Genomic DNA, 23,367 nt, shown 5'->3' with positions numbered 1-23,367 from the left:
TACATGAGTGAAAATTATCAAAACTCAATTACAGATCAGATATGCAAAGTACAGACCAGTAAAAAATTAATTGCACTGTATGACCGCCTCCGCTACACAAGTTATAACAGCTATGCACAGCTTCATGCAAAAGGAGAATTTGAAGAAAATGGTCATAAAGTTCACTCCCTTATTGGAATCTCCATACAGGATTACTCTAGTGGTACCGGTGATAAAAATATTATCACCCGTTTTCATCTGGCACCCGAACAAATTCAATTTCTGCTGTCCAGAGTTGCCGCTGGCTTTCCTGAATTTGAATGGTCACAAAGTAAAATATTTGGTGTGCCGGATGGCAATGGCTATTCTACTGCACAACAGTTTTTTATTTCCCGCCACGTATATAACAACCAGCAGGAAATACTGACCAGCCCGTGGAGAATTCAAATTAATAACGGAAAAGGTATCAAGAAAAAGAATCATAACGGCGGCACTTATATGCAGGCTCAAAGTTTTATCTCTGAAAAAAGTGCTTTTATCCAATTGACAGATATGGATTTTTATATGCTGTTAAAACGTGCTGATTCTTATATCGTAAATTGGGAAAACTACGTTGCATCCTTCCTGATTCAAAACGGCAAACAACAATTTAAAAAGCAACAGGAAGCACGAATGGCACAAAACATACAGCCACATGAAATGTCTTCCTATATGCAGGAACAACCACAAGAGCAATATCTGAATGGTATGTATGTCGCTTAAAGAATTTCAACAAAGAAGCAGCCGAAAAGACTGCTTCTTTTTATAAAGGAAAGGAGATTTCTATGGATTATGCCACAACACTAAATATTGACCAACAAGGGCGGATCATTATTCCTGCCAAAGTAAGAAAAGCCCTACAACTTCATACAGGCGATGTATTGATGCTGGAAGCTGACACACGCAACATCTGTCTTCGTAAATGCGACTCCCATATCCCTATGGATATCCGGTTAGACAGTTTTCTGGATATTTTACATAGTAATGTCCCTTGCCGGATCCTGTTATGTAATCATTCCAAAATCATTGCTTCCAAGAATTATCATACAGCACTTAATATGCCTGTAACAGAAAGTATTCAAAGGCTTCTGCAACAGGGAAAGATGAAATTATTCTCTGAAAAGGAACGCATATACCCTACTATGACAGGAAAATATCCCATATCAGCCTTTTTCCCTATTTCTAAAAAAAACGAATTTGGTGAAACGTTGGGACTTTTACTGTGTACAAAAAATCAACAGCCTTTCAGCGAAATGGATTTAGGCTGTGCCAAAATGACTGCGGCGGCGATTTCCCGCTACATTCAACAAAATTATGAAAGGACGGTGATATAAAATGAATGACTTAATGCTGCATCGGGCAGCACAATTATTAGAAGCTGAATTTGGTCCCCAATGGCGTACTGTCGCTGACATGCTTGGAACGGAAGGATTGCGAAAACGTGTGGGAAAGGAACTGACTTCTTTCATGGCATACCCAGAACGGGGCGAAGGCGGTAACAGCCAGTGGCGTGGTAACTGCTCTCCCGAAGTGATTGCAGCACTTCTACGCTATTGCCTGGACGATAAGCGATATTACGGAAAAGATACCAGCACCTTTACCCTCTTAGATCCTATGAGTGGCTCTGGGACTTCAAAGGCGGCGGCTGACCGTTATCAGGTACGTTCCCTGCTCTATGATCTAAATCCGGCACCTGCTTATGGAAAAGGTAACTGGAATGCCCTAAAAGATGAAGTGGAGGATTCCGCTGATCTCATCTTTTTCCATCCACCTTACCATAATATGATCCAGTATTCCGGAAATATCTGGGGAAACCCTCACCCGGACGACCTATCCCGCTGTGAAAACTATTCGGATTTTTTAGAAAAACTAAATCACTGTATCCGGAAATTTTTCCTGGCACTTCGGAAAGGTGGCAGGCTTGCCATACTGGTAGGCGACATGCGGCTCCATGGTAAGTTCTATAGTATGCAGCATGATTTAATGCGGATGGGTGATTTTGAATCTTTTCTGGTAAAGGGCCAGTTTAATTGTGTTTCCGACAATCGGACGTACAAAAAGCCTTTCATTCCCATTGTGACAGAATATGCTCTGTTGCTGAAAAAAACGGATTCTTTCATTATCCCCTTCAGCATCCGGCAAGAAGGTGTGTTTTCTGTACAAAATACAGATATTCTTGCACTGACTTGGCATCATCTAATCCGGATGACAATGGAGAGTATTGGAGGAAGAGGGGCTTTAAAAGACCTGTACGCTTTATTAAAAGAACACCCAAAAGCGAAAAAGAATCCGCATTATCAGGAACGTATCCGTGCCACCTTATATGAACACCCAGACGAATATATACCTGTATCGAAAGGATATTTTCGTTTGAGTTACTCGGTTACATAAAAACGAGCCATGAAAAACAGATTTTCTATGACGCTACAAAAGGAGTGTGAACACTATGACAAATCGAAAGCACCATGTGAAAGATAAACAAATAACGACACTCTCAGGATGGTTTCATTCTCCGCTACGGGTTGGGGAACGTGCTATTATTTCTGGGGTCAATGGTTTCTCTATTCTGACATCTCCTATCCTAACGATTTTGGAAGTATCAAATGACAGTATCGTTTTCGAAACAGAAAATACCATTTACCATTTGGTTCATACACCAGAGACCGTATCGGAAGTGATGTGTGCTTGAATAACATATATGAATTGGGAAGCAAGCTTTGTGAATTACTTTCAACTTTAAAGAAAAACCGGGAATACGTTCCACTTGAAATTTTACAGACACAGTATCGGGTTCCTTATGAAACCCTAAAAAAGCAAATTGGTGATACAGCGACAGCTTTTGTAAAAGAAATTACATTATCAAAGCTTATGATAAATCCAGATGTGTCTCTGGAAGAGCAGATTTCTGTTATCCAACAAACCATTACAACATCCGGGATACTCAAAGAAATGGGCTATACCTTATCAAAACTGTATGATGTGGAACTACTGCACAGGCAGGCATTAAAATTAAGGACATATATTGAGGATGCTCTATATCCATATATTGCCCTTCAGGATTGCCTTGTAGTTGATATGGAACGTATAGAGGATACGCCAATTATCTACAATACAATTACCCAAAAGGTTTATGAGAATGGGCAATGGAGTAAACAGGATTTGGATCTGCATGGGAAACTATTAATCTATGTAAAATCCAGTCCTCCTATGCCTGCAGCAACAGAACAAATAAACAATGGATTCTAAATTCAAGAATTTTTTATGTCAAGAAGGGAAACTTTTATGGGTTTCCCTTCTTATGAAAATAATTTCAGTTGTTCATATTCTGCTGTCCGATTCAACAGTATGGGCTTCTTAGCAAGAATAAATTCTACCGCTGCATCCTCCATAATCCAATCTTCCAGTTCTTGTCGTTCCAAAAGCAATGGCATCCGTTCATGCACCGGTGCTACAGAAGCATTTGCCTGCGTAGTCAGAATTACAAAACGATTTTGACCATTATAGATTTGATAACACCCTGCCATAAATAATGTGGCATCCTGCTTTGGACTTTGAAAAGTATATTTTTCTTTGTTTTTACACCATTCGTAAAAGTGATGGGCAGGAATCACACATCTTCGATGCAGCACACTGTCCCGAAAGGTCTTCTTGTCCAGTATAGCCTCTACCCTTGCATTGATAAGCAATCCCTTTCCCTGGAACCTCGGAAATCCCCACTGCATCTGCCTTGCAGCCACTTCCCTACACTCCTTTGTAAGTACAATTGCAGATTCAGACGGATGGATGTCCTGCCCATGCTCTATGATGCAGCCGATATACCGCTTCCCAGGACAAGAAGGCAGAATTTACATCTATATGAAAAATCACTTTTTCCAAACTCACGTTCCCCTCCTTTATATCCCATTATATAGAACATACGTTCTGAAATCAAGAGATAATATTTTCCATATCCATGCTTTCTCTATATAACTTAAATGAAAAACTAAATTCCGGTTTTGGACCAAATGCAAGAGTAAATTCCATATAGGTCGAAGTTACTTTTGCACACATATTTGCCATATTGTCTTTGATAATCATTACTCCGTATAATGTACTTGCAGCTGATTGCCTGCCTGTGCAGATTGGAGATAATTATGAAAAATAAAGGCAATCAGAAACATTTAACATTTGAACAGCGTGTTGATATCGAGAAAGGTCTTACTGAGAATAAAAGCTTCACTGAAATTGGACGGATTATTGGTAAAAATCCATCTACCATATCAAAGGAAGTACGTCTCCACGCACATACAAAAGAACGTCCGGATTCAGGTTACACTCACCCGCCATGTATTCATCGCAAGAACTGTAAGGTGACATGCTTGTGTGATAAGATGTGTGGCATTCATTGTAAGCTTTGCAGAAAACCATCCTTTCGCTGCACTGATATATGTCCCGCATATGAGACAGCTGAATGTGAGAAACTGAATAAACCTCCCTACGTATGTAATGGCTGTGGTAAAAAGACCCATTGTCTTATGCCCAGAAAGTTTTATTCATCCAAATATGCCCATGATGAGTACCGTAGCGTGCTGGTCGATTGCAGAGTGATGTTAGAATATAAATAGTACAAAATAAACATGACCATTTTCAATAAATATTATATGATAGTCATAGATCAAGAGAGGAGAATGGTTATGGCAAGAGGTACAAGGTATTCACAAGAGTTTAAGGAAGATGCAGTAAGATATCGGTTGGAGCATCCTGAGATTGCGCTTCGTAAGTGTGCTGAAAATCTTGGAATTAGTGAATCAGCACTAAAGACTTGGATGAAATCAGCAAAGGAACATGAAGGAACTGTTCCTACTCGTGGTTCAGGCAATTACGCAAGTGATGAAGCAAAAGAAATCGCACGTCTGCAACGAGAATTACGCGATACAAAGGATGCACTTGAAGTGTTAAAAAAAGCAATCGGTATTCTGGGAAAATGACAAAAACTCTTTACGCTGCTACATCTAAATATGTAGAAGAAATTAACAACCTGCCTGTGAAACGTCAAGTTTCTGTCAGCGGGATACTGAAAAAATTGGACGTTTCACGATCTGGTTATAATGCATGGAAGAAGCGGGTTCCTTCGGACACGTCTATTCGTCGAACTGTTTTAAAAGAAAAAATCCAAAAGATTTATGATGATTCACATCAAAACTATGGTGCTCCTAAAATTGCAGCTGAATTGCGGAAATCCGGAGAAACTATTACTGAAAAAACAGTGGGAAATTATATGCGTCAAATGGGAATAAAAGCGCAATGGATCAAACCGTATACTCAAACAACCATTGATTCTGATCTAAGCCAGAAACTAAAAAATATTTTGAACGAAAAATTTAATCCAGAACATCCAGATGCTGTATGGTGCTCAGATATCACTTATATTTGGACATATGAAGGATTTGTATATCTTACCAGTATTATGGATCTATATTCCAGAAAAATCATTTCCTGGGTACTAAGTGAGACGCTGGAGGCATCTCATGTAGTAAAATGTATTGAAAAGGCAAAACAGTCCAGACATATTGAAAATCCGCTTATTTTTCATTGTGACAGAGGATGTCAATATGTATCAGAAGCATTTCACAAGGCAACGGAAGGAATGATTCACAGCTATTCCAAGAAGGCTTATCCTTGGGACAATGCTTGCATAGAATCGTTCCATGCCCTTTTAAAACGAGAGTGGATTAATCGTTTCAAAATTTTCAATTATACTCATGCATATAAATTGATTTTTGAATATATCGAGACGTTCTACAACACCGTCCGTATTCATAGTCATTGTGGATATTTATCTCCAAATGAATATGAGGAACAATATCTAAAAAATCTGGAAACGACTGTAACAAGCTTAGCAAGTTAACAATTACATAAAAAGAGAAAATTGGTTGTATTTAATTTGTACTTTTTCTTGACATAAGACCAGAGTCGGCATTAACCAGACTCCGGAAAGCATTCAATCCATGAATGATTTATTGGTTCCATTGATCAAGGAGAAGCATCAGTCCATCGGTCATATTTATGCTACTCATGCAGAAGAATTGGGTTGCTCCAGAAGAACACTTTACTCCTACATCAATGATTGTGTATTCGATGTCCGCAATGGTGACTTAAGACGTTCTGTACGTTATAAGAAACGCAAGAAACCTACACAGACCAGTGCAAAAGATCGTTCTTATCGTCAAGGTCATAACTACGAAAATTTCCAGAATTATATGAAAGATCATCCAGATATAAATGTTGTGGAAATGGACTGCGTGGAAGGAATGAAAGGCGAAAGCTGCGCCCTCTTGACCTTTACATTCCGCAACTGCAATCTTATGCTTATGTTCCTGTTGGAATATCAAGACCAGGAATGCGTGTTAGAGGTCTTTGTATGGCTTGAAACAGTGTTAGGACAGGATGCATTCAAAAAGCTTTTTCCGGTGATCCTCACGGATGGAGGTTCAGAATTCTCAGCTCGTGAAGAGATGGAGAAATTCTGTGACGGAAGTAAAAGCACGACGGTCTTTTACTGTGATCCATACAGCTTTTGGCAAAAAGGTGCCTGCGAAAAGAACCACGAGTATATCCGCTACATCCGTCCGAAAGGGAGTTCATTCGCTGATTTAAATGACGAGAAAGTCAGACTTATGATGAATCACATAAACAACGAAAAAAGAGACAGTCTTAATGGACATAGCCCATATGAACTCTCTCTTTTACTCTTGGACAACAAACTGCACAAAGCATTAGGATTAAAGGCAATCGCACCTGATGATGTTATGCTTAGTCCAAAACTTATAAAATAAAATAGTAAAGCACAGGCAGATTTCACTGCACCAGAATTTAGTCTTGCACATAAGGCATGTGGAATTTAGTCTCGCACACTATTTTCAGATGCCCGGTTAGTATGCATAAAAACATAAATCATGAGTGCTTACAGGTTTATTATAAGACAAAAAAATAGAATTGTTAAGGTGCATTACAGAATTTAATCCCGCATAGTTACTGAGATAATCCACAGCTGGAATTTAGTTTTTCATTTAAGTCTTTCTCTATATATAGTAATTTTCTTCTCAGATTAAACAATATATAGTGGTTTTATATTGACACATACTATATATAGTATTACACTTACTATGTAATTATTATTTGTGTCATCCGGAAAGGATATACGCACGCAGTTTAGGTTTGTAAAAGTGTCAGAAGTATACCACGCTACCAGCAGGGACTTCTGGCTTTTTTTATTTTGCAGGAAACTGCACGCATTAAAGAATGAACATCCATGTCATTCTCTTTTTTTATGCCTGAACGCAAAGAAAGGAGGAATGAAAGCCGGAACAAATAAGAATTACAACTATACCATAGAAAAGGAGACAAGAATAAAATGAACCACTCTAATGAATTATCAAACGTGGAAAAAATCAAACAACTGGTGGACTATCTGAATTTACAGCGTAACGCTTATTATAATGAGAACAGTCCGAATATCAGTGATGCGGAATATGACCGAATCTTCGATGAATTAGTGGAATTAGAAAAGCAGACAGGCTTTGTCTTATCCAATTCACCGACACAAACCGTAGGCTATACTCCCATCAGTGAACTTCCCAAAGTAAAGCATCCGGTCCCTTTGCTCTCTTTAGATAAGACAAAGCAGGTACAGGACTTGATAAGTTTTGCCGGTAAGCAGCCAGTTCTGTTTATGCTGAAGTTGGACGGATTAACGACTAAATTGGTCTACGAAAATGGAACACTTGTAGAGGCTTCCACGCGTGGCGACGGAGAAATTGGGGAACTTATCACCCATAACATCCCTGCATACGTTGATGTCCCTCTCTCAATTCCATATAAAGGCCGGCTGGTGATTGTTGGAGAATCCTTCATCCCAACCAATGACTTTGAGCGTTTAAAAGAAACCCTCCGAGATGGAAAAGGAGAACCTTACAAAAATGGGCGAAATCTGGCTTCTGGCTCTGTGCGAAGTCTTGATCCGGCAAATTGTGCAGGGCGCTGTCTGCACTTTATGCCTTTTAATGTTCTGGAAGGTCTGGACTCTCCATTTCTCTTTCCAGACAGCAGAGCTATGAAAATTTCCAGCCTGTTTGACTATGGTTTTCAGCCTTGTCCTTATATTGCTGCAAACCATCCCTTAACCTCGGAACTTGTAAATCAGTATATTGAAAGGCTGACTGATCTGGCAGGCAAAAAACATCTGCCTATTGACGGAATTGTAATGATTTTCGACAGTCTGGACTATTCCAAAAACTGCGGGCGTACCGGACATCATTATAAAGATGGACTGGCTTTTAAGTTTGAAGACGAAACTTACGAAACCACTCTTCGCAATATAGAATGGACACCCACCCGTTTCGGAGAAATTGCACCTGTGGGAGTTTTTGACCCTGTGGAAATTGACGGATGCTCTGTTTCCAGAGCAACCCTTCACAATCTGACCTTTATCAAAGAATTAGAATTGGTGCCAGGTTGTAGAATTTCTGTATCAAAACGTAATATGATCATTCCTCATATTGAAGAAAATCTGGAACGTGGTCATTACGTAGATGCAGTTCCTCCTGTATGTCCATGCTGTGGTTCTCAGACTCGTATCTATCAAAGAAAAGGAAATGATGGGCGTCTCATTGAAACGGTGCATTGTGACAATCCCAACTGTGATAGCCAGATCCGAAAACGCTTTACACATTTCGTTGGAAAAAAAGCAATGAACATCGAGGGACTCTCCGAAACTACCTTGGAAAAATTCCTGACTTTGGGTTATCTCCAGACATTTCCGGATATTTACCATCTAAATGAACATCAGGAAGAAATCTTACAGTTGGAAGGTTTCGGTAAAAAATCCTTTGAAAGATTATGGAATTCCATTACTTCCAGCCGGAATACTACCTTTGTCCGGTTCCTGGTTTCCATGGATATTCCTATGGTCGGAAGGACCAAAAGCAGGATTTTGGATACAGTATTCCACGGCAGTCTACAGGAATTTTTTGATGCTGCCTCTGGTGACTATGATTTCACCCAGTTAGATGACTTTGGTGATACTCTGAATCAGAATATCCATGACTGGTTTTCTGATGAAAACAATTTAATTCTCTGGCACGAACTCCAAAAAGAACTTATATTTGAAGAAAGAAAGGAAATGAATACTATGATGAAAGAAAATGTATTTACAGGATGTACTATCGTTGCAACAGGAAAACTTGCTCATTTTACAAGAGATGAAATCAACTCGAAGATTTTAGAGCTTGGAGCAAAAGCCGGCAGTTCTGTCACAAAAAAGACAGATTATCTAATTTGTGGGGAAAAAGCCGGCAGTAAATTAGCAAAAGCCCAGTCTCTCGGCATTAAGATTTTATCTGAAGATGAGTTTCTTGAAATGATTGCGTAAGGAGAAATCTATGAGTATCATTACATCCGTTTTTCATATCTATGGATTTCTTATTACAGAAGAGGCTGCTAATCTTATCCTTCGATATACAGAGGAAGTTTTTCCTGATTTATACAAAGAGTTCTCTGATCCAGAATCACTCTTAGCCTTTCAGGAATATCTTTGTGAGAAACTTGATGGCTGTCGTTATGGCACTGCTGAGTCTATGACGGTATGGAGGATCAAAGATCAGGAAGAACTGGACTTAAATCCAGGAGAAGAATTTTATATCATTGAACTTAAAAATTCTTCCCACTTATTTTCACAGGCGTATTCTTCTTATACGGAAGTTATCCAAGAAATTCAAGAAACGTTTGGTGAATTACTTCCTCCCGATTTTCCATTAGATGATTTTCTTGTGGAAATCATGGGCGAAGTTTGGGGATAGTGAAATGGGGTGACGCCCCATTTCAAACATCTTTTGCAACTTTACATTTATAGTTATTTTACCGTTGGAAAGCACCTTCTTTTTTGATATAATGAAAGCAAATGGAGGGATAACGTATATGAGTATTCAATCAGATATAGAGATGCTATCAATTGAAGCACTGGAATATTATGCTAAAAAGCACCAAATATCAGAAGACGATGCCTTTAATATTTTCTACAAACATCAAGTATTTGAAAAAATACTGGTACAACACGAAACGTTGCACCAATTAGATATTCATGATACTTTTCAATACGTAGAAGATATTATAGAAGAAGATACGCCCACGCTTGTTCTTTTCCATGGCTCCAATATTGCATTTGATAAAATCGATTTGAACAAATCACATAACCGTCGTGATTTTGGTCGTGGATTTTATTGCACAGTTCTCGAACAGCAGGCAAATGAATGGGCGAACCGCCTGTACTTGCGTACTCATACTGGCGGCAAATATGTGTATCGGTATATCTTCCAGCAATCCGAGGAACTAAAAATCAAACATTTTGCCACCTTGGACAAGGAATGGTTGGAGTTTGTCAAACTCAACCGTACTGTCGGCGATATCCAGCATCACTATGATGTTGTAATTGGGCCTGTTGCGGATGATAATACCATGGAAACTGTACAACTTTATTTGTCCGGTATCTTGAGCGTGGATGAAGCGGTTACAAGGCTTCGGTATAATAAGGTTAATAATCAGGTTTCCTTTCACACCCCACTTGCTCTTGAACATCTGGTATTGGAATCTCGAAAGGATGTGTAAAACATGGAAGGTAAATATTTTTTTAACGGAAAAGATATTTCAATGAATCTGTATATTCAGATCCGGGATGTTATCGATATTATTATGGAAAAGAGTAATCTTTCCTTTCCGGATGCCATGGGCAAATTTTATCATTCAAAAACTTACAAGGCCCTACAAAATACAGAAAATACTCTTTGGGCGGAATCTGCCGGCTATATTGCAGACCGCTATTACGAAGAACAAGAAGAAGCACAAATAAACAAATAACAAACAAAAAAATATGTTTAAGAAGGAACTGCTTACCATAAGCGGTTCCTTTTTTGTATAAGAAAGAAGGGATTACATGTATATTAATACCTATTCGAATCATTACCAGCAAACAATTGACCACTTTCATGGAGCATACGCTTTTCTTAGTAACTTCTATCCTTCCCGGATATATTACCGGGGCTACTGGTATGCAAATAATGAGGCTGCTTTCCAGGCACAAAAGACCATTTCCCCTAAAGAACAGCTTCAATTTACCAAATTAAGGAATCCAAAAGATGCAAAAAAACTGGGAAGAGAAGTGCAGCTCCGTTCAGACTGGGAAAGTGTAAAGCTTATGTACATGTATGAAATTTGTATGTGCAAATTCATGCAGAATCCTACCCTATGTAAAGCATTACTTGCTACTGGGAATTGTCACCTTGTTGAAGGAAACAACTGGGGAGATTACTTTTGGGGTTCTGTAAATGGTCATGGCGAAAATCATCTGGGCAAAATTCTTATGGATATACGTGCAAAGCTTCAATTTGAATGTTAAAACATAATTTATCCAATTTTGCACTGTATGAACTGCAAATATTTTGCTATAATGAAAGATAGATTTTAAAGAAAGGATTTGTGCTTATGTATCTGAAGCGTTTTGTCTATGACCGTCTTCTGGATTGGAAAAATGAAGGAGGTCATAGTACCCTGGAAGTCGGTGGAGCCCGTCAGGTTGGAAAAACCTACCTGATACAAAAATTCGCTGACGAAAACTACAAACACAAAATTTATATTAACCTGTTTGAATTAAGCGGCAAACAGTTTATGGAATGTTATAAACAGGCAACCGACTGGACACCTGGAACAAAACGGCGGGAGCATCCTCTCCACGATGCCTTCCAGTTATATGAACCGGACTTTATTGATTCTGAAGATACCGTCATCATTATTGACGAAATCCAGGAGTCTTCCGAAATTTATAACCGTATCCGGGAGTTTACACGTCACTTTAAAGCCCATTTCATCATCACAGGAAGCTACCTTGGACGGATTTATGATCCAGAATTCCGTTATTCCAGCGGCGATGTCACCAAACTCACCATCTATACGCTTTCTTTTGAGGAGTTTTTGATGGCCTATGATCAGAATCTGTATGGCGATTACAAAAAAATATCTCTTGTTTCCTCTGAAGCAGAAGTCTATAATCGCTTAAAGGAAACCTATGAGCTGTACTGCCAGATTGGTGGCTATCCCAAAGTGGTCGAAAACTATCTGGAAAACCGGAACATCGTAAAAGCTCAAGGCGAACTCGTAAAAATCATTGATACCTTTACCAATGAATCCATTCGCTATTTTACGGATATTTTGTATACCAAAGTGTTTACCCATATTTTCTTTTCCATCTGCCGTATTTTAAATCGTGAAAAGAAAGGATTTTCAGAAGACAGCATCAGTGAAGAATTGCAAAAACTGGTAACCAAAGACTACTCCAGCAATATTTCAAAGGCTACCTGCAACCGTGCCATTAGCTGGCTGTACTTTTCTGGAATCATTGGATTCTGTGCAAAAATAACAGAAATGGACATTCTGGATTTTAAGTCTGCAAGCCGCTGCTACTTCATGGATATGGGGCTGGCAAATTATTATCTGACACGTACCGGTACCGATTCCCGTGTACTTGCAGGCACATTAAATGAAAATTATGTCTATATCAACCTGAAGAAACGCCAGGATTTTCCACCGGAAATTTCCTTTGAAACCCCAGCTTTTGCTACTTACCGAGGCGGAGAAATTGATTTTTTGGCACAAAGCCTATCTTCTTCCACCCGATATTTAATAGAAGTAAAAGCCGGAAAAGGGACTGCTTCCACTGCCCAGAAAGCTCTGGCTCAGGGAAAAGCAGATAAGCTTCTTTATTTAAAAGGGGCAACCAAAGGAGGAATAGACGGAAAAACAGAAACACTGCCTATTTATTTATTGGAACAATACAAGTTTAATTAAATTTATGTTTACGAAGAGACTACTTGCGAGTGGTCTCTTTTTATTTAGAAGGATCACGAAAAACACAGCACTGAATTAGTGAAAATTTATGAATTTATGAGAATTGGCATAGATGTGATGTTACGGAAAAGGGGTATGGATTTATTCTATTCCCTCTTTTGTCAATGCCAATTCCCATCAAGAAAGGAAGAATTACATGAACAATACAACAACTGAATTACAATGGGGAGATGTCATCTTCAAACCTGGACAACGTGTGCGGACAACCGATGCCAGCGATTATGCAGGATTGGATGGTGTTATTTTGGAAATTCATACCGGCGAAGATAAAGAAACCGACAATCTGACTCCTGATATTCACTGTTGCTTTGATTTTCCTGAGTCTGAAGCAGACATTCGGAAACTAGAGGAACGCTTTTCTTCTCTTTACAATATGCCAAAAAAACTGGATGATCTTGCTTTGGATGAAGTGATTATGTCCCCGGATGAACTGATTTCTATTCCAGAAGAACCCTCTCGTCTTCTTCATTATATTGGTACAGACGAATGGGCTCGCCCGGTATACCAGGATCAATATGGGAAGTTGTGGAAAGATGTAGAACTTGGTGACTTTGAAATTCCTCATCTGCACTCTGCAGTCGGAAATGAATTTGATGGAGAACCGGATATGCCTATCCGGAAACCATTTAGAATTTTAACAGATAAACCGAAAAATCCTTATGAATTTCAGTACATGATGCTTAGTCGTTTACAAAGCGACTGTGAGTATTACTTGAATTACGGAAACCGTTGTACTGGACATCTGTACTATCACAATGAAAGCAGACAAATTGCCGCCATGAAAAAACTCTGGAATGAATTTCCGGATGATGGGAAACCAGAATGGTTGACATGGAAACAAATCCTAGAATACGAAAAAGCAATGTGTTCAGACACAAAATAATAGAACCGCCATAAAAATATTTTTTTTAAGGAGAATGATTATGAATTCAATAAAAGAACTAAAAGAACAATTAGGATATGAAGAAATCGGTCTCGATGATACATTTACATTTCACTGTACCCAATGCGGAAAGTGCTGCATTCACCGGGAGGATATTCTCTTATCCCCGAAAGATCTGTTTAACATAGCAAAAAAATTTCAAATTACACCAGCGGAAGCCTTGGAACAATATTGTGAAACTTATATTGGATGTAACTCCCGTTTCCCGATAGTCCGCCTGAGACCACAAGGAAGTGTCAAACGCTGCCCTTTATTAAAGGATCAGAAATGTTTGGTTCATGATGTAAAACCGACTGTCTGTGCCATGTTTCCGATTGGTCGGTATCTTACCCTTTCTGCGGATGATAGTTTTCCGAAAAATCCAGAAGAACTGTCTGTTGGATATATCTTTAATAATCCTGAGTGCGGAGACGGAATCGAAACACATACCGTCCGGGAATGGTTTCGTAGTTTTAACATTCCACTAAAAGATGACTATTTCTTTACATGGACAAGAACACAGGCAACACTCTGCAAACATCTACAATTTCTGGAAGAACACATATCAGAAAAGACCATGATTTCAATATGGAATGCTACTTTGATAACTCTGTATCTGAACTATGATATTACAGAAGATTTTCAAACGCAATTTCAGCAAAATTCAGATGCAATCCTATCCTTAATTGAAACACTAGGAACTGTTGACATTCCTAAGAAATCATAAACAACTATAAATACTTTGAGCCGACCAGTTTTGGACGGCTCTTTTTCATATCACTTTACATTCTGGCAGCTCTTTTGTTTCCTGTTCTTATCACACGCAATCCATTCATCCAAAGTAAGCGGCTGATAATTTGAATACATACAAAAACAGTTAATCATATTACATGGAATATGCTGTGTTTCCCCCTGTGTATTCAGAAATGTTGTTTCAGATGTGATTCCTTGAAATCTTTCCAGCAATCTCTGATCCTGCGTATCGTGTACATGTCCATACAACATATAGGTTTTTGGGTTTCCTTCTGCATTCAATTTATACTGTCCGTTATAACACATAATAGGATAATGACAAAGTATCACTTTTCTCTTATTATCGCTAAGTTCCTCATACATTTTAATCCACTCAAAGCGTGAACTGTCGAAGTTTGGATCCTTGACATAGTGGTCATGGTTTCCCTGTATCAGATATAGACGTCCGTTCAATTTCTGAAGCAACTGGTTTGTTTCTTCAGATTTCCCCCATGATAAATCCCCTAAGATAACAACTTCATCCCTATTACGCACTTTACTATTCCACTGTTTCAGCATATAATCATTCATTGCATTTACATTTGCAAATCCACGTTTATCCATTTTTGTATTCAAATTTTCATGAAAGAAATGTAAATCTGCAATATAATATCTCATTTTATATCATTCCCTCAATCTTGTTTAAATTATCAATATTTACAATTGCCCAGAACACTCTTTTTAAATCTTTCCCTTTCAAAGTTGATGCCGGGATTACCGAATCTTTACCAAATTCCTGAATAAACTGATTTCTGAGTTCACGAATTTTTTGTCCTTTTTCTGGTCCCGATAAATGCTCCATACCTAATTTTTTTTCAATCTCTAATGCCTGTTTTACTTTATCCCAACCCATGCCTGAAATCATCAGTTCATACATCAAGCGAACCAGTGATGCTCCGCAGGCAACCGTTTTGGGATCATACTGCACTTTCCTGTTTAAATATAACGAATGAAAATCATTAATAAACTTTTTCAATTCTGCATCTTCACCGCTATCGGCTTGTTGATAACGCAAAAGCTGTTTCTCAACATCTTCTACGATATATTTAGGTTCATAATCTCTTCTCTCCAGCGTGCTCCCCAGTGTAATCTTCCTTGTATTCCATTCTTGTTCTGCCCGTTTTAAATACTTTTCTTTCACAACAGAGCATTGCATCTCGGATATACAGTTTCTGGACAACATCATAATATCATAGAACTGCTTCACCTGTTCATCCAGCCTTTCATTTTGTACGCCAATCGTATTACAACCTAATGTGGTGAGCTTATCCGCAAATAAATAATTCAATGGAAGGATCTGATAGTTCCATGAACTGTTTACTGCAAATATGTTTTCTCCCGTTCTTCTTTCATATTCCCATTTTTCTGGCTGGAGAATAAATTCTATTTTTAATTCCTGATAGGGAATACTCTCTCTATCCATATTACGTTCTGCATTGGATAGTACAGAAGGAACTTTCATGTAATATGTATGTAATGGAAGATTTGTTTTCGGATTCTTAGGGCTATGTTTATGAAAGTAAAACAATTCGTCTTCTGTCCCCAAATATTCTTCGATTTTCCTCAATGTTTCCTTTATTTCCTCTTCTGTTCCAAAAAATAACATATCAATGTCTACACTTGTTCTTTGAGCATCCCTTGGCAGATAAAACTGCGTGGCTGCACCACCTTTCAATATTATTTTATCTCCTAGTATTTTCTGAATATGCAAGAATAATTCAAGATCCCATAAAAACAGTTCCATTCTTGCCATATTTTTAAACCCAAATTCTTCCATTCTCTTCTGAAAGGTTTCTCTCTGAAATGCTTCCTCTTTATGAAATAACTTTTTGTAATCCAAATTTTATTCTTCCCTTCTAAGTATTTTTCCAAACTCTATTGCCGAATCTGTAATAAACCGATTTTCAACGATAAAGCGAATATCATATTGTATATTCCTTCTTGATGCTACTGTTATCAGCTTCTTTTTATCTATATTTCCCAATCTGCTGAGATTCTGATAAATTCTTACCAATTCTTGCAATGATAGTGGATATCCATTTCTCGTTATTGCAAAATAAAGATCTACAAAAGCCTTCTCTATACTTGCCAGACCTTCACTACTGTACTGAAAATCCTCCGTTGTGTATAAAATCACCTGCATATTATGGCTACCTGAAAGCATAGCATCTTCATACATTTTTTTCGTGTATTGTGGTTCTATCACCTCAAATCCTTCTGCTAATAAATTGTTATATATTTCCTCTTTTGCTGCTTTTTCAATAAATGCAATGACAGGATATTGTTCTGGTATGTGTAACATATATTTTGCCAAAATATCCAAACCGGATATATAATAATAAAATCCCAGCTCATCCATGTAATTTTTCAATTTTTGGGCTGTTTCACATAAAATAATTCCCTGTCTGCCTTTCAAATCATTGAAGGAAAATACACCGTTTCGCACTCTCTTAATGTAACCCGCCTCTACTAATTTAGAAAGATTCCAATATAAAGTAGACTTTTTTAACTCCGGGAAAAGGGGAATTACTTCATCTGTATAAAAGGTAGTTTGATTCCCAAGATTTTGTTTGATTATCTCGTATTTTTTTTCTAATGCTGTTTTGCTATTCATACTACACCTACTTTCTTTTCGTAGTATATCACATAGCACCTATAAATTCAATAAAACAAACGCAAAGTTTATATTTGCGTTTGTTTTATTGTTTTTATTCATAATTCAATCTATTTGCAAATATATTTGTAATTTCAATAAAAAATACGCAAATACTATATTTGCGTATTTTTATTGAAACTCACTAGAACTGCAACAGCAGCTCATATAGCATCCTATAACGTTTTCCAATCTATCCTATTCTTTATAATGGAATGATCCTTGGAACTTGTACACCTACTGTAATTCCCATTTCTATCTTTCTCCTATAATCCTGAAAACTATGGATACGAAACCCAGGCATTCCCCAAGCACAAGAAATTTTGCGAACATAGTACTCGTTTGATTTTGTAAATATTTTCCCTTGCTTCCTGTGCAATAACTTTATAATCCGTAACGACTGAGTTGAAATCTTAGGAAACGTTCCATTAACTCTTTTATACAAATCTCCGCCTTTACTTTCTTCTAAATAAATAGCCTTTCCATATATGCAGGACCATTCTATATACGGAATGTCTATACTTCTTATCCCTGTTTCCATTGCAATTCGCAAAAATAAGGCAGTTTCAAAATCCTTTTTATATAGAAATTCGTCTGCTATCATTTTATAATGATCAACAAAATAAATTGCTCCTATCTTTCTTTCCAGTTCCAACAGCGAAACATCATCCAACCATTCCAATTTTTCTCTGTATTTTTCAATAAATATCATTCCATGTTCAGTTTCTAAAGATTGCCTCAAATCACGGATAGCCTCTGTCCAATATTTTCTTTGTTCAGGTAACAAGAAGCATACCATTTTCTGTAAAAACTTTCCTTCGCTATCTGGATGCCACTGTATTAAACGCTTTAGTTCTTCATAGGCTTGATTTACTTTATATTCCATTGTACTATTTCTCATCTTCAGATTCTCCTTCGTATTGCTCTAAAATCTTTGAAGCCCTCTCCACAAACATCCTGTCTGCCCCTGAAATCTCATATTCTTTCCAAAGTGTCTTATGTATCTGTTCCTCTGTTAAATCCCTACACTTTTCCTGCAGCATACGGACAAATGGATATATCATAGTCGCATGAATATTTTTCCCGGACCGTACCATATCTCCTTCCATTTGATATGCTTCCTGTAAGCATTCCAGTATAATGCGAACATCCGTAACACTTTCTCTCATTGCACTTCCCCTCATCAGGCTTATCCTCCTATTTACATACGTACTCTCAGTCCATCTAATCTCGACACATTCAATCCAACCAGATACCAGTCATCTCCCATTTCAATTCGGACCGGAATCCAAATATCTTTCACCTTTACATCGAAACATTCCCCGCAATGTAGTCCTCCATAAAAAGATTCCAAATCAAAACGTATATCATACCTCCCTGTTTCAGTATCATAAAACAATGTTCCTTCTCTGTGTTCACTCATAACATCTGCCTCCTTAAATTTTTCTTTTACTTAGTAATTACCTCATCCCTATACAGATTGAAGAAATTCCGGAAAAATTTCATAAAAGTTTTTCCGATACCGATAATAGGTAGAAGAAGTTAACCCCAACTCCCGCTGCAGTTGTGTCGGTGTTACCTTCTTTTGTACCACCCTCATAAATTCCTGGTTAAACTTTTCCTGTTCTATAGCCCGTGGTCTTCCTACTTCATCCCATTCACCCCGAAGCCTTTTTGCCTCCATACCTTCCTTTTGTCGCTTCTCCTTTTTCTCCATCTCTGCCTGTGCCATGGATGCATAGAGTTCAATCATCATATTATTGATTGTTTCTATCATCATCTTTGCCAGATTATTTTCCATCTGAGACAGGTCAAACAACGTGGTAGGAAGTTCCAATACCATTACCCGAACCCCTTTTTCTTCTAAAAAACGTAGCTGCTTTAAAATCTCCTGCTTGTTCCTGCCAAGTCTGTCCAGCTCTGTAATAATCAGGGTATCCCCTACCCGTAAAACATCTTCCACAAGAACGGTATAACGTGGTCTGTCAAAATTTTTACCGGTTATCTTATCTGTAAAAATACTTTCCAGTTTAATTTTCTGATTTTCACAGAACCTCTTTATTTCTATAATACCTCGGTCCAAGTGTTGTTCCTTAGTACTGATTCTGTGATACCCATAATATGCCATACGTATCCCCCTTTATACATTCCCAAAAAGTCTTAAAATATTTTGGCATATCTCAAAACCTTCTTATATACTTTTTGGAAATAAAAAAATAGCCTATTACATCTCCCATCAAAAAGCATACTTTTTGGGAGGTGACTTTCACTACTTCTGTACGCAAGATGGCATAAAAAAGCAACAAAAAAAGACAGAGGTTTTAAAAAATTTCCTCTGTCTTCAGATCAACTATTCTGGAAAGATGTCCATCTTTTTTCCTTCAAACTTATATCCTACACCTCTCACTGTTTTAATATAGCGGCACTGCTTTAGCTCCGGTTCAATTTTCTTTCTCATACTGGATACCAGACAGTACACAATATTATCAATGCTTTCTGGCAATTCCTCGTTATAAAGAATCTCAAAAATTTTTTCTTTGGTAAATATCACACCTGGTCTCCCTGACAAAAGCATAAACAATTCATACTCTGCTTTCGTTAAGACGATCTCCGTCTGTCCTCTATAAATCTTATGATAATCCGGATAAATCCTAAAATCGGAATTTTCTTCATCCTCTCCCCGGATGTTTTTTATATTTTCCACTACATATTCTTTGTATCCCAATACAGTTGAAATAGTTACTTTCCCCAAGCTACACTTCCCTTCTGTTTTCTCTTATTTAGAAATCTCATCACACAGATTCCTTTTAAAAATGATTCTCTATTCTCCATTCATCGATAAGCTGTACAACCTGCGTTAAATTGGTATACCAGATATAATGTCCTCCATTTACAATATATAACTGGTGATTACCAGATTCTAAATCCAATTGATTTCTATGAGCAGTCTCCCATGCCGGAACATTTTGTACATTCTCTGAAGAAATCATGGTTAATACAGGAAGTGCCGATGGGAATTTTTTATTCTTTATAGAGAGTAATGATTGATCCATCCCGTTCACTTCATTTCTAATCGTATCGTTGCTGCTTAAAGAATATGCCTGAATGTATTCCTCCCTATCACTCTCCGTATAAGTGTACCCGGAAACCTGTGGTAATGCTGCCCCATATTTATCTGGATCTGTTTTCAGTGCCATCTGGAATTCTTCCAAAGAAGAAAAAGAATTCTTGATTTTCTGAAATTCATCAATTCCCTGCAGCATATATTTCTTTTCCATTTCCATAGCCTCTGCCAGTTCTTCATCATATACCGTATTATCAACAGCAATGAAACCTTTTACTTTTTCGGGATAATTCTGTACAAAGTTGAGTCCATATACTCCAGAAATCGAATGTACCAGCAATACACACTGCTTAATTCCCATGGTGTCCAGTGCAGCATTCAATTCACTATTGATATTATCTACAGTTCGATCCGTTGCTGCAACATCACTAAGCCCATATCCAAACGGCTCTACAATCACTATGTTAAAACTCTCATCTAAAGATTGTGCCAGAGGTTTGAAGTAGATATGCGGTGATGGAACTCCCAGAGCCGGCATCATCACCAATGTGGTTTTTCCTTCATCTGCAAATGTTTCTCCACTTACATCCAATTTTCCATACAAAGCAAGATGCATATTATTCCCTTTCACTGTGATATATTTACTCGCATATCCAACTTGTGTTGCTCCCATAGCATATACCATATTAGAATTTCCTACCAGAAATGCAAACAGCATCGCAATCGTCACAATTCTTGAGATTCGCTTTTTGTATCTTCCCATACGTTTCCTCCTAATAAATTATTTCAAATATTTTTTCAGTTCTTCTACCTTATCTAATCTTTCCCATGGAAGGTTGAGATCGTTTCTTCCAAAATGTCCATAGGCTGCTGTCTGTTTATAGATCGGACGGCGGAGATCCAACATCTGAATGATTCCTGCTGGTCGCAGATCGAATTCTCTTCTTATCATCTCTACCAGACTCTCATCTGAAATTTTCCCAGTTCCAAAGGTGTCTACCATAATAGAGGTCGGATGAGCCACCCCAATTGCGTAAGACAACTGAATTTCACATTTTTTTGCCAGACCTGCAGCCACAATATTCTTCGCAACATAACGAGCAGCATAAGATGCAGAACGATCTACTTTCGTACAGTCTTTTCCAGAAAAAGCTCCGCCGCCATGCCGTGCCATACCACCGTATGTATCTACAATAATCTTGCGTCCTGTTACACCACTATCTCCGTGAGGACCACCGATGACAAAACGCCCTGTTGGATTGATGAAAAATTTTGTATTCTCATCTACCAGTTCTGTTGGAATAATCGGTTCCAATACATATTTTTTTATATCATCATGGATCTGCTCCTGTGTCACATCTGGATCATGCTGTGTTGACAGAACCACTGCATCCAGCCGGTGCGGAATACCTGCTTCGTCATATTCTACAGTAACCTGACTCTTACCGTCCGGTCTTAAATAATTCAACAAACCATCTTTACGGACCTGAGTAAGCTGCCGTGTCAATTTGTGTGCCAGTGAAATTGGATATGGTATAAATTCATTCGTTTCGTCACATGCGTAACCAAACATCATACCCTGATCCCCAGCACCAATTGCATCAAGCTCTTCTTCTGACATTTTGTGTTCTTTTGCTTCCAATGCCTTATTCACGCCCAAAGCAATATCTGCTGACTGCTCATCAATTGCCGTTAAGACAGCACAGGTATGTGCATCAAATCCATAATCTCCATTGTCATAACCAATTTCTTTGATCGTTTCTCTTACCACCTGCTGCATATCTATATACGCATTGGTCGTGATTTCTCCCATCACTAATACCATACCCGTTGTAATTGCAGTCTCGCAGGCCACTCTGCTCATTGGATCCTTCTCCATAAGAGCATCCAATATGGCATCTGATATGGCATCACATATTTTGTCCGGATGTCCTTCTGTTACTGATTCTGAGGTAAATAATCTTTTCTCCATAGTAAATTCTCCTTTGTATCAATATTTCATATTTGTCAATAACATAAAATATCTTTACTATGATTACTATACTTTTTGTCTACATTGTACTTTTTTCTGTCCGGTTGGTTTTGTCTTCAAACCAAATAACTTTGCTATCCTTCTACGAAATAACATATCCGTCTGATTAATTCTGGAATATTAACAGGACTGGTTATATAGTCGCTTACACCCTCATGGCGATATCGATATTCTAATGATAAATCCCTATTATCTGTGAATATAAAAAACGGCAACTCTCTGAATCTTGGATTCTTCATGTCCTTAAAAATCCCTGCTACTTTTCGCATAGAATGAAGAAAATCCATAGCAATTCCATCCTCCATAAACAAATCACACAGAATCAATTCAATATCCCGATGTTCTAATAATTTATTTTTTGCCTCTCCTATGCTTTCCGCTGTAATAGTATATACACCTTTTTTTAGTAGCTCTGTCTGCATCACGCTAGATGTTTCTGAATTTTTCTTTACAAGAAGTATTTTATGAAAGGCTGCACCTTCCCCACATGATTCCTTATATGCATACTCTAAAAGAGTTTCCTTAACTAACTCTGAGCTAAGCTTATTCATGCACAAATTTGCACCTTTCTCTAATGCCCTTGTTTCATATTCTTCCTTTTCATGACATGACAAAAAAAGAAATGGTACTTGAATTTTTTTTAAACGCATTATCTCCAATAATTTAAAACCATCCCCATCCGGCAAATCTAAGTCAGAGGTTATATATAATAGTTCCTTTTCTTCTATAATATGTGAGGCATCCTCTACAGAACACGCTGTTATTACTTCATAGCCTTTTCGCTGCAAAAAATTTTTTAATAACCATATATAGTTACTATCATCATCAACTAATAATATTTTTTTCATATTGAATCTCCTGCTTCATTTTTATTATTCCAAAATATCCCAATATTTGCGTTTCATTATTATAGCTCTCTGTATTTATATTTTCTCATGCAATTATTGCTAAAA

27 protein-coding genes and 2 pseudogenes are annotated in these 23,367 nt (G+C 37.8%); 17 read left to right on the top strand and 12 right to left on the bottom strand.

Annotated features, from left to right (window positions below; translation table 11 throughout):
• The first annotated feature begins 3 nt into the window (after positions 1-3).
• The 5 genes from NQ550_RS03950 to NQ550_RS03930 all read left to right on the top strand — a co-directional run bounded on the left by NQ550_RS03950 (position 4) and on the right by NQ550_RS03930 (position 3,264).
• Entirely contained in the window at positions 4-741 is a 738-nt protein-coding gene (locus NQ550_RS03950; protein WP_025580519.1) for a hypothetical protein, read from the top strand.
• 62 nt (positions 742-803) lie between these two features.
• Entirely contained in the window at positions 804-1,352 is a 549-nt protein-coding gene (locus NQ550_RS03945) for an AbrB/MazE/SpoVT family DNA-binding domain-containing protein (RefSeq protein ID WP_025580517.1), read from the top strand.
• A 1-nt stretch (position 1,353) separates the two neighbouring features.
• Entirely contained in the window at positions 1,354-2,409 is a 1,056-nt protein-coding gene (locus NQ550_RS03940) for a TRM11 family methyltransferase (RefSeq protein ID WP_025580516.1), read from the top strand.
• Positions 2,410-2,464: 55 nt separating this feature from the next.
• Entirely contained in the window at positions 2,465-2,707 is a 243-nt protein-coding gene (locus NQ550_RS03935) for a hypothetical protein (protein WP_015526832.1), read from the top strand.
• A complete protein-coding gene (locus NQ550_RS03930) occupies positions 2,704-3,264 on the top strand; it encodes a hypothetical protein (protein WP_025580515.1) in 561 nt (186 codons plus the stop codon). The genes NQ550_RS03935 and NQ550_RS03930 overlap by 4 nt, the downstream gene beginning before the upstream one ends.
• A 50-nt stretch (positions 3,265-3,314) precedes the next feature.
• Here the strand turns inward: NQ550_RS03930 and NQ550_RS03925 are convergent, their stop codons facing one another.
• The gene (locus NQ550_RS03925) at positions 3,315-3,755 is read right to left on the bottom strand and encodes an SOS response-associated peptidase (protein WP_235812326.1); all 441 of its coding nucleotides are present in this window, start codon (positions 3,753-3,755) and stop codon (positions 3,315-3,317) included.
• 396 nt (positions 3,756-4,151) lie between these two features.
• On the opposite strand from NQ550_RS03925, the pseudogene NQ550_RS03920 reads away from it, so the two are divergent.
• The 12 genes and pseudogenes from NQ550_RS03920 to NQ550_RS03865 all read left to right on the top strand — a co-directional run.
• Positions 4,152-4,604 (top strand): annotated as a pseudogene (locus NQ550_RS03920) (helix-turn-helix domain-containing protein); the annotation flags it as partial.
• Between the two features lie 87 nt (positions 4,605-4,691).
• Entirely contained in the window at positions 4,692-4,985 is a 294-nt protein-coding gene (locus NQ550_RS03915) for a transposase (protein ID WP_025581345.1), read from the top strand.
• A gap of 56 nt (positions 4,986-5,041) precedes the next feature.
• The gene (locus tag NQ550_RS03910) at positions 5,042-5,905 is read left to right on the top strand and encodes an IS3 family transposase (protein ID WP_259838605.1); all 864 of its coding nucleotides are present in this window, start codon (positions 5,042-5,044) and stop codon (positions 5,903-5,905) included.
• Positions 5,906-5,966: 61 nt separating this feature from the next.
• Positions 5,967-6,833 (top strand): annotated as a pseudogene (locus NQ550_RS03905) (IS30 family transposase); the annotation flags it as partial.
• 578 nt (positions 6,834-7,411) lie between these two features.
• Positions 7,412-9,427, top strand: coding sequence for an NAD-dependent DNA ligase LigA (gene ligA, locus NQ550_RS03900; RefSeq protein WP_025579059.1), 2,016 nt, complete (start codon positions 7,412-7,414; stop codon positions 9,425-9,427).
• A 10-nt stretch (positions 9,428-9,437) separates the two neighbouring features.
• Positions 9,438-9,854 carry a hypothetical protein gene (locus NQ550_RS03895; protein ID WP_004223763.1) on the top strand — a complete coding sequence of 139 codons (417 nt, stop codon included), beginning with the start codon at positions 9,438-9,440 and terminating at the stop codon, positions 9,852-9,854.
• 118 nt (positions 9,855-9,972) lie between these two features.
• A complete protein-coding gene (locus tag NQ550_RS03890) occupies positions 9,973-10,659 on the top strand; it encodes a DUF3990 domain-containing protein (protein WP_015526830.1) in 687 nt (228 codons plus the stop codon).
• 3 nt (positions 10,660-10,662) lie between these two features.
• The gene (locus NQ550_RS03885; protein WP_004223767.1) at positions 10,663-10,908 is read left to right on the top strand and encodes a hypothetical protein; all 246 of its coding nucleotides are present in this window, start codon (positions 10,663-10,665) and stop codon (positions 10,906-10,908) included.
• A gap of 76 nt (positions 10,909-10,984) precedes the next feature.
• Entirely contained in the window at positions 10,985-11,446 is a 462-nt protein-coding gene (locus NQ550_RS03880) for an NADAR family protein (protein WP_004223769.1), read from the top strand.
• 86 nt (positions 11,447-11,532) lie between these two features.
• Positions 11,533-12,891, top strand: a complete 1,359-nt coding sequence (locus NQ550_RS03875; RefSeq protein WP_015526829.1) for an ATP-binding protein — start codon at positions 11,533-11,535, stop codon at positions 12,889-12,891.
• Between the two features lie 196 nt (positions 12,892-13,087).
• Complete coding sequence (locus NQ550_RS03870) at positions 13,088-13,834, top strand: LPD11 domain-containing protein (RefSeq protein WP_242833586.1); 747 nt, start codon at positions 13,088-13,090, stop codon at positions 13,832-13,834.
• 40 nt (positions 13,835-13,874) lie between these two features.
• Positions 13,875-14,600, top strand: coding sequence for a YkgJ family cysteine cluster protein (locus NQ550_RS03865; protein WP_015526827.1), 726 nt, complete (start codon positions 13,875-13,877; stop codon positions 14,598-14,600).
• Between the two features lie 50 nt (positions 14,601-14,650).
• On the opposite strand, the gene NQ550_RS03860 is transcribed toward NQ550_RS03865, so the two are convergent.
• From NQ550_RS03860 to NQ550_RS03810, 11 genes are all read right to left on the bottom strand, one after another.
• Positions 14,651-15,283, bottom strand: coding sequence for a metallophosphoesterase (locus tag NQ550_RS03860; protein ID WP_015526826.1), 633 nt, complete (start codon positions 15,281-15,283; stop codon positions 14,651-14,653).
• A gap of 1 nt (position 15,284) precedes the next feature.
• Positions 15,285-16,442 carry a nucleotidyl transferase AbiEii/AbiGii toxin family protein gene (locus NQ550_RS03855; RefSeq protein WP_172730327.1) on the bottom strand — a complete coding sequence of 386 codons (1,158 nt, stop codon included), beginning with the start codon at positions 16,440-16,442 and terminating at the stop codon, positions 15,285-15,287.
• A gap of 66 nt (positions 16,443-16,508) precedes the next feature.
• Positions 16,509-17,279 carry a DUF6577 family protein gene (locus NQ550_RS03850; protein ID WP_025579065.1) on the bottom strand — a complete coding sequence of 257 codons (771 nt, stop codon included), beginning with the start codon at positions 17,277-17,279 and terminating at the stop codon, positions 16,509-16,511.
• 244 nt (positions 17,280-17,523) lie between these two features.
• Complete coding sequence (locus NQ550_RS03845) at positions 17,524-18,219, bottom strand: hypothetical protein (RefSeq protein ID WP_025579067.1); 696 nt, start codon at positions 18,217-18,219, stop codon at positions 17,524-17,526.
• Entirely contained in the window at positions 18,209-18,502 is a 294-nt protein-coding gene (locus tag NQ550_RS03840; protein ID WP_025579069.1) for a hypothetical protein, read from the bottom strand. The genes NQ550_RS03845 and NQ550_RS03840 overlap by 11 nt, the downstream gene beginning before the upstream one ends.
• A gap of 17 nt (positions 18,503-18,519) precedes the next feature.
• Entirely contained in the window at positions 18,520-18,741 is a 222-nt protein-coding gene (locus tag NQ550_RS03835) for a DUF5348 domain-containing protein (protein ID WP_025579070.1), read from the bottom strand.
• A 48-nt stretch (positions 18,742-18,789) separates the two neighbouring features.
• A complete protein-coding gene (locus NQ550_RS03830) occupies positions 18,790-19,446 on the bottom strand; it encodes a recombinase family protein (RefSeq protein WP_005340281.1) in 657 nt (218 codons plus the stop codon).
• Positions 19,447-19,668: 222 nt separating this feature from the next.
• Positions 19,669-20,070 carry a winged helix-turn-helix domain-containing protein gene (locus tag NQ550_RS03825; RefSeq protein ID WP_025579072.1) on the bottom strand — a complete coding sequence of 134 codons (402 nt, stop codon included), beginning with the start codon at positions 20,068-20,070 and terminating at the stop codon, positions 19,669-19,671.
• Between the two features lie 55 nt (positions 20,071-20,125).
• On the bottom strand, positions 20,126-21,145 hold the full coding sequence (locus tag NQ550_RS03820) for an alpha/beta fold hydrolase (protein ID WP_025579074.1): 1,020 nt from the start codon (positions 21,143-21,145) through the stop codon (positions 20,126-20,128).
• An 18-nt stretch (positions 21,146-21,163) separates the two neighbouring features.
• The gene (metK, locus tag NQ550_RS03815; RefSeq protein WP_025579076.1) at positions 21,164-22,354 is read right to left on the bottom strand and encodes a methionine adenosyltransferase; all 1,191 of its coding nucleotides are present in this window, start codon (positions 22,352-22,354) and stop codon (positions 21,164-21,166) included.
• A gap of 134 nt (positions 22,355-22,488) precedes the next feature.
• Positions 22,489-23,262, bottom strand: a complete 774-nt coding sequence (locus NQ550_RS03810) for a response regulator (protein ID WP_025579078.1) — start codon at positions 23,260-23,262, stop codon at positions 22,489-22,491.
• Positions 23,263-23,367: the final 105 nt, after the last annotated feature.

Origin of the sequence: Blautia wexlerae DSM 19850 (assembly GCF_025148125.1) — a bacterium.
In the GTDB taxonomy this organism is placed as follows: Bacteria; Bacillota; Clostridia; order Lachnospirales; family Lachnospiraceae; genus Blautia_A; species Blautia_A wexlerae.
The sequence above is the reverse complement of the archived record's forward strand: the minus strand, read 5'-3'. Positions and strand labels throughout refer to the sequence as shown.

What these genes read in the sequence shown, in the direction of transcription:
- NQ550_RS03950 (WP_025580519.1), top strand. Translation starts at nt 4, where the DNA reads ATGAGTGAAAATTATCAAAACTCAATTACAGATCAGATATGCAAAGTA.
- NQ550_RS03945 (WP_025580517.1), top strand. Translation starts at nt 804, where the DNA reads ATGGATTATGCCACAACACTAAATATTGACCAACAAGGGCGGATCATT.
- NQ550_RS03940 (WP_025580516.1), top strand. Translation starts at nt 1,354, where the DNA reads ATGAATGACTTAATGCTGCATCGGGCAGCACAATTATTAGAAGCTGAA.
- NQ550_RS03935 (WP_015526832.1), top strand. Translation starts at nt 2,465, where the DNA reads ATGACAAATCGAAAGCACCATGTGAAAGATAAACAAATAACGACACTC.
- NQ550_RS03915 (WP_025581345.1), top strand. Translation starts at nt 4,692, where the DNA reads ATGGCAAGAGGTACAAGGTATTCACAAGAGTTTAAGGAAGATGCAGTA.
- ligA (WP_025579059.1), top strand. Translation starts at nt 7,412, where the DNA reads ATGAACCACTCTAATGAATTATCAAACGTGGAAAAAATCAAACAACTG.
- NQ550_RS03895 (WP_004223763.1), top strand. Translation starts at nt 9,438, where the DNA reads ATGAGTATCATTACATCCGTTTTTCATATCTATGGATTTCTTATTACA.
- NQ550_RS03890 (WP_015526830.1), top strand. Translation starts at nt 9,973, where the DNA reads ATGAGTATTCAATCAGATATAGAGATGCTATCAATTGAAGCACTGGAA.
- NQ550_RS03885 (WP_004223767.1), top strand. Translation starts at nt 10,663, where the DNA reads ATGGAAGGTAAATATTTTTTTAACGGAAAAGATATTTCAATGAATCTG.
- NQ550_RS03880 (WP_004223769.1), top strand. Translation starts at nt 10,985, where the DNA reads ATGTATATTAATACCTATTCGAATCATTACCAGCAAACAATTGACCAC.
- NQ550_RS03875 (WP_015526829.1), top strand. Translation starts at nt 11,533, where the DNA reads ATGTATCTGAAGCGTTTTGTCTATGACCGTCTTCTGGATTGGAAAAAT.
- NQ550_RS03870 (WP_242833586.1), top strand. Translation starts at nt 13,088, where the DNA reads ATGAACAATACAACAACTGAATTACAATGGGGAGATGTCATCTTCAAA.
- NQ550_RS03865 (WP_015526827.1), top strand. Translation starts at nt 13,875, where the DNA reads ATGAATTCAATAAAAGAACTAAAAGAACAATTAGGATATGAAGAAATC.
- NQ550_RS03860 (WP_015526826.1), bottom strand. Translation starts at nt 15,283, where the DNA reads ATGAGATATTATATTGCAGATTTACATTTCTTTCATGAAAATTTGAAT.
- NQ550_RS03855 (WP_172730327.1), bottom strand. Translation starts at nt 16,442, where the DNA reads ATGGAAGAATTTGGGTTTAAAAATATGGCAAGAATGGAACTGTTTTTA.
- NQ550_RS03850 (WP_025579065.1), bottom strand. Translation starts at nt 17,279, where the DNA reads ATGAATAGCAAAACAGCATTAGAAAAAAAATACGAGATAATCAAACAA.
- NQ550_RS03845 (WP_025579067.1), bottom strand. Translation starts at nt 18,219, where the DNA reads ATGAGAAATAGTACAATGGAATATAAAGTAAATCAAGCCTATGAAGAA.
- NQ550_RS03840 (WP_025579069.1), bottom strand. Translation starts at nt 18,502, where the DNA reads ATGAGGGGAAGTGCAATGAGAGAAAGTGTTACGGATGTTCGCATTATA.
- NQ550_RS03835 (WP_025579070.1), bottom strand. Translation starts at nt 18,741, where the DNA reads ATGAGTGAACACAGAGAAGGAACATTGTTTTATGATACTGAAACAGGG.
- NQ550_RS03830 (WP_005340281.1), bottom strand. Translation starts at nt 19,446, where the DNA reads ATGGCATATTATGGGTATCACAGAATCAGTACTAAGGAACAACACTTG.
- NQ550_RS03820 (WP_025579074.1), bottom strand. Translation starts at nt 21,145, where the DNA reads ATGGGAAGATACAAAAAGCGAATCTCAAGAATTGTGACGATTGCGATG.
- metK (WP_025579076.1), bottom strand. Translation starts at nt 22,354, where the DNA reads ATGGAGAAAAGATTATTTACCTCAGAATCAGTAACAGAAGGACATCCG.
- NQ550_RS03810 (WP_025579078.1), bottom strand. Translation starts at nt 23,262, where the DNA reads ATGAAAAAAATATTATTAGTTGATGATGATAGTAACTATATATGGTTA.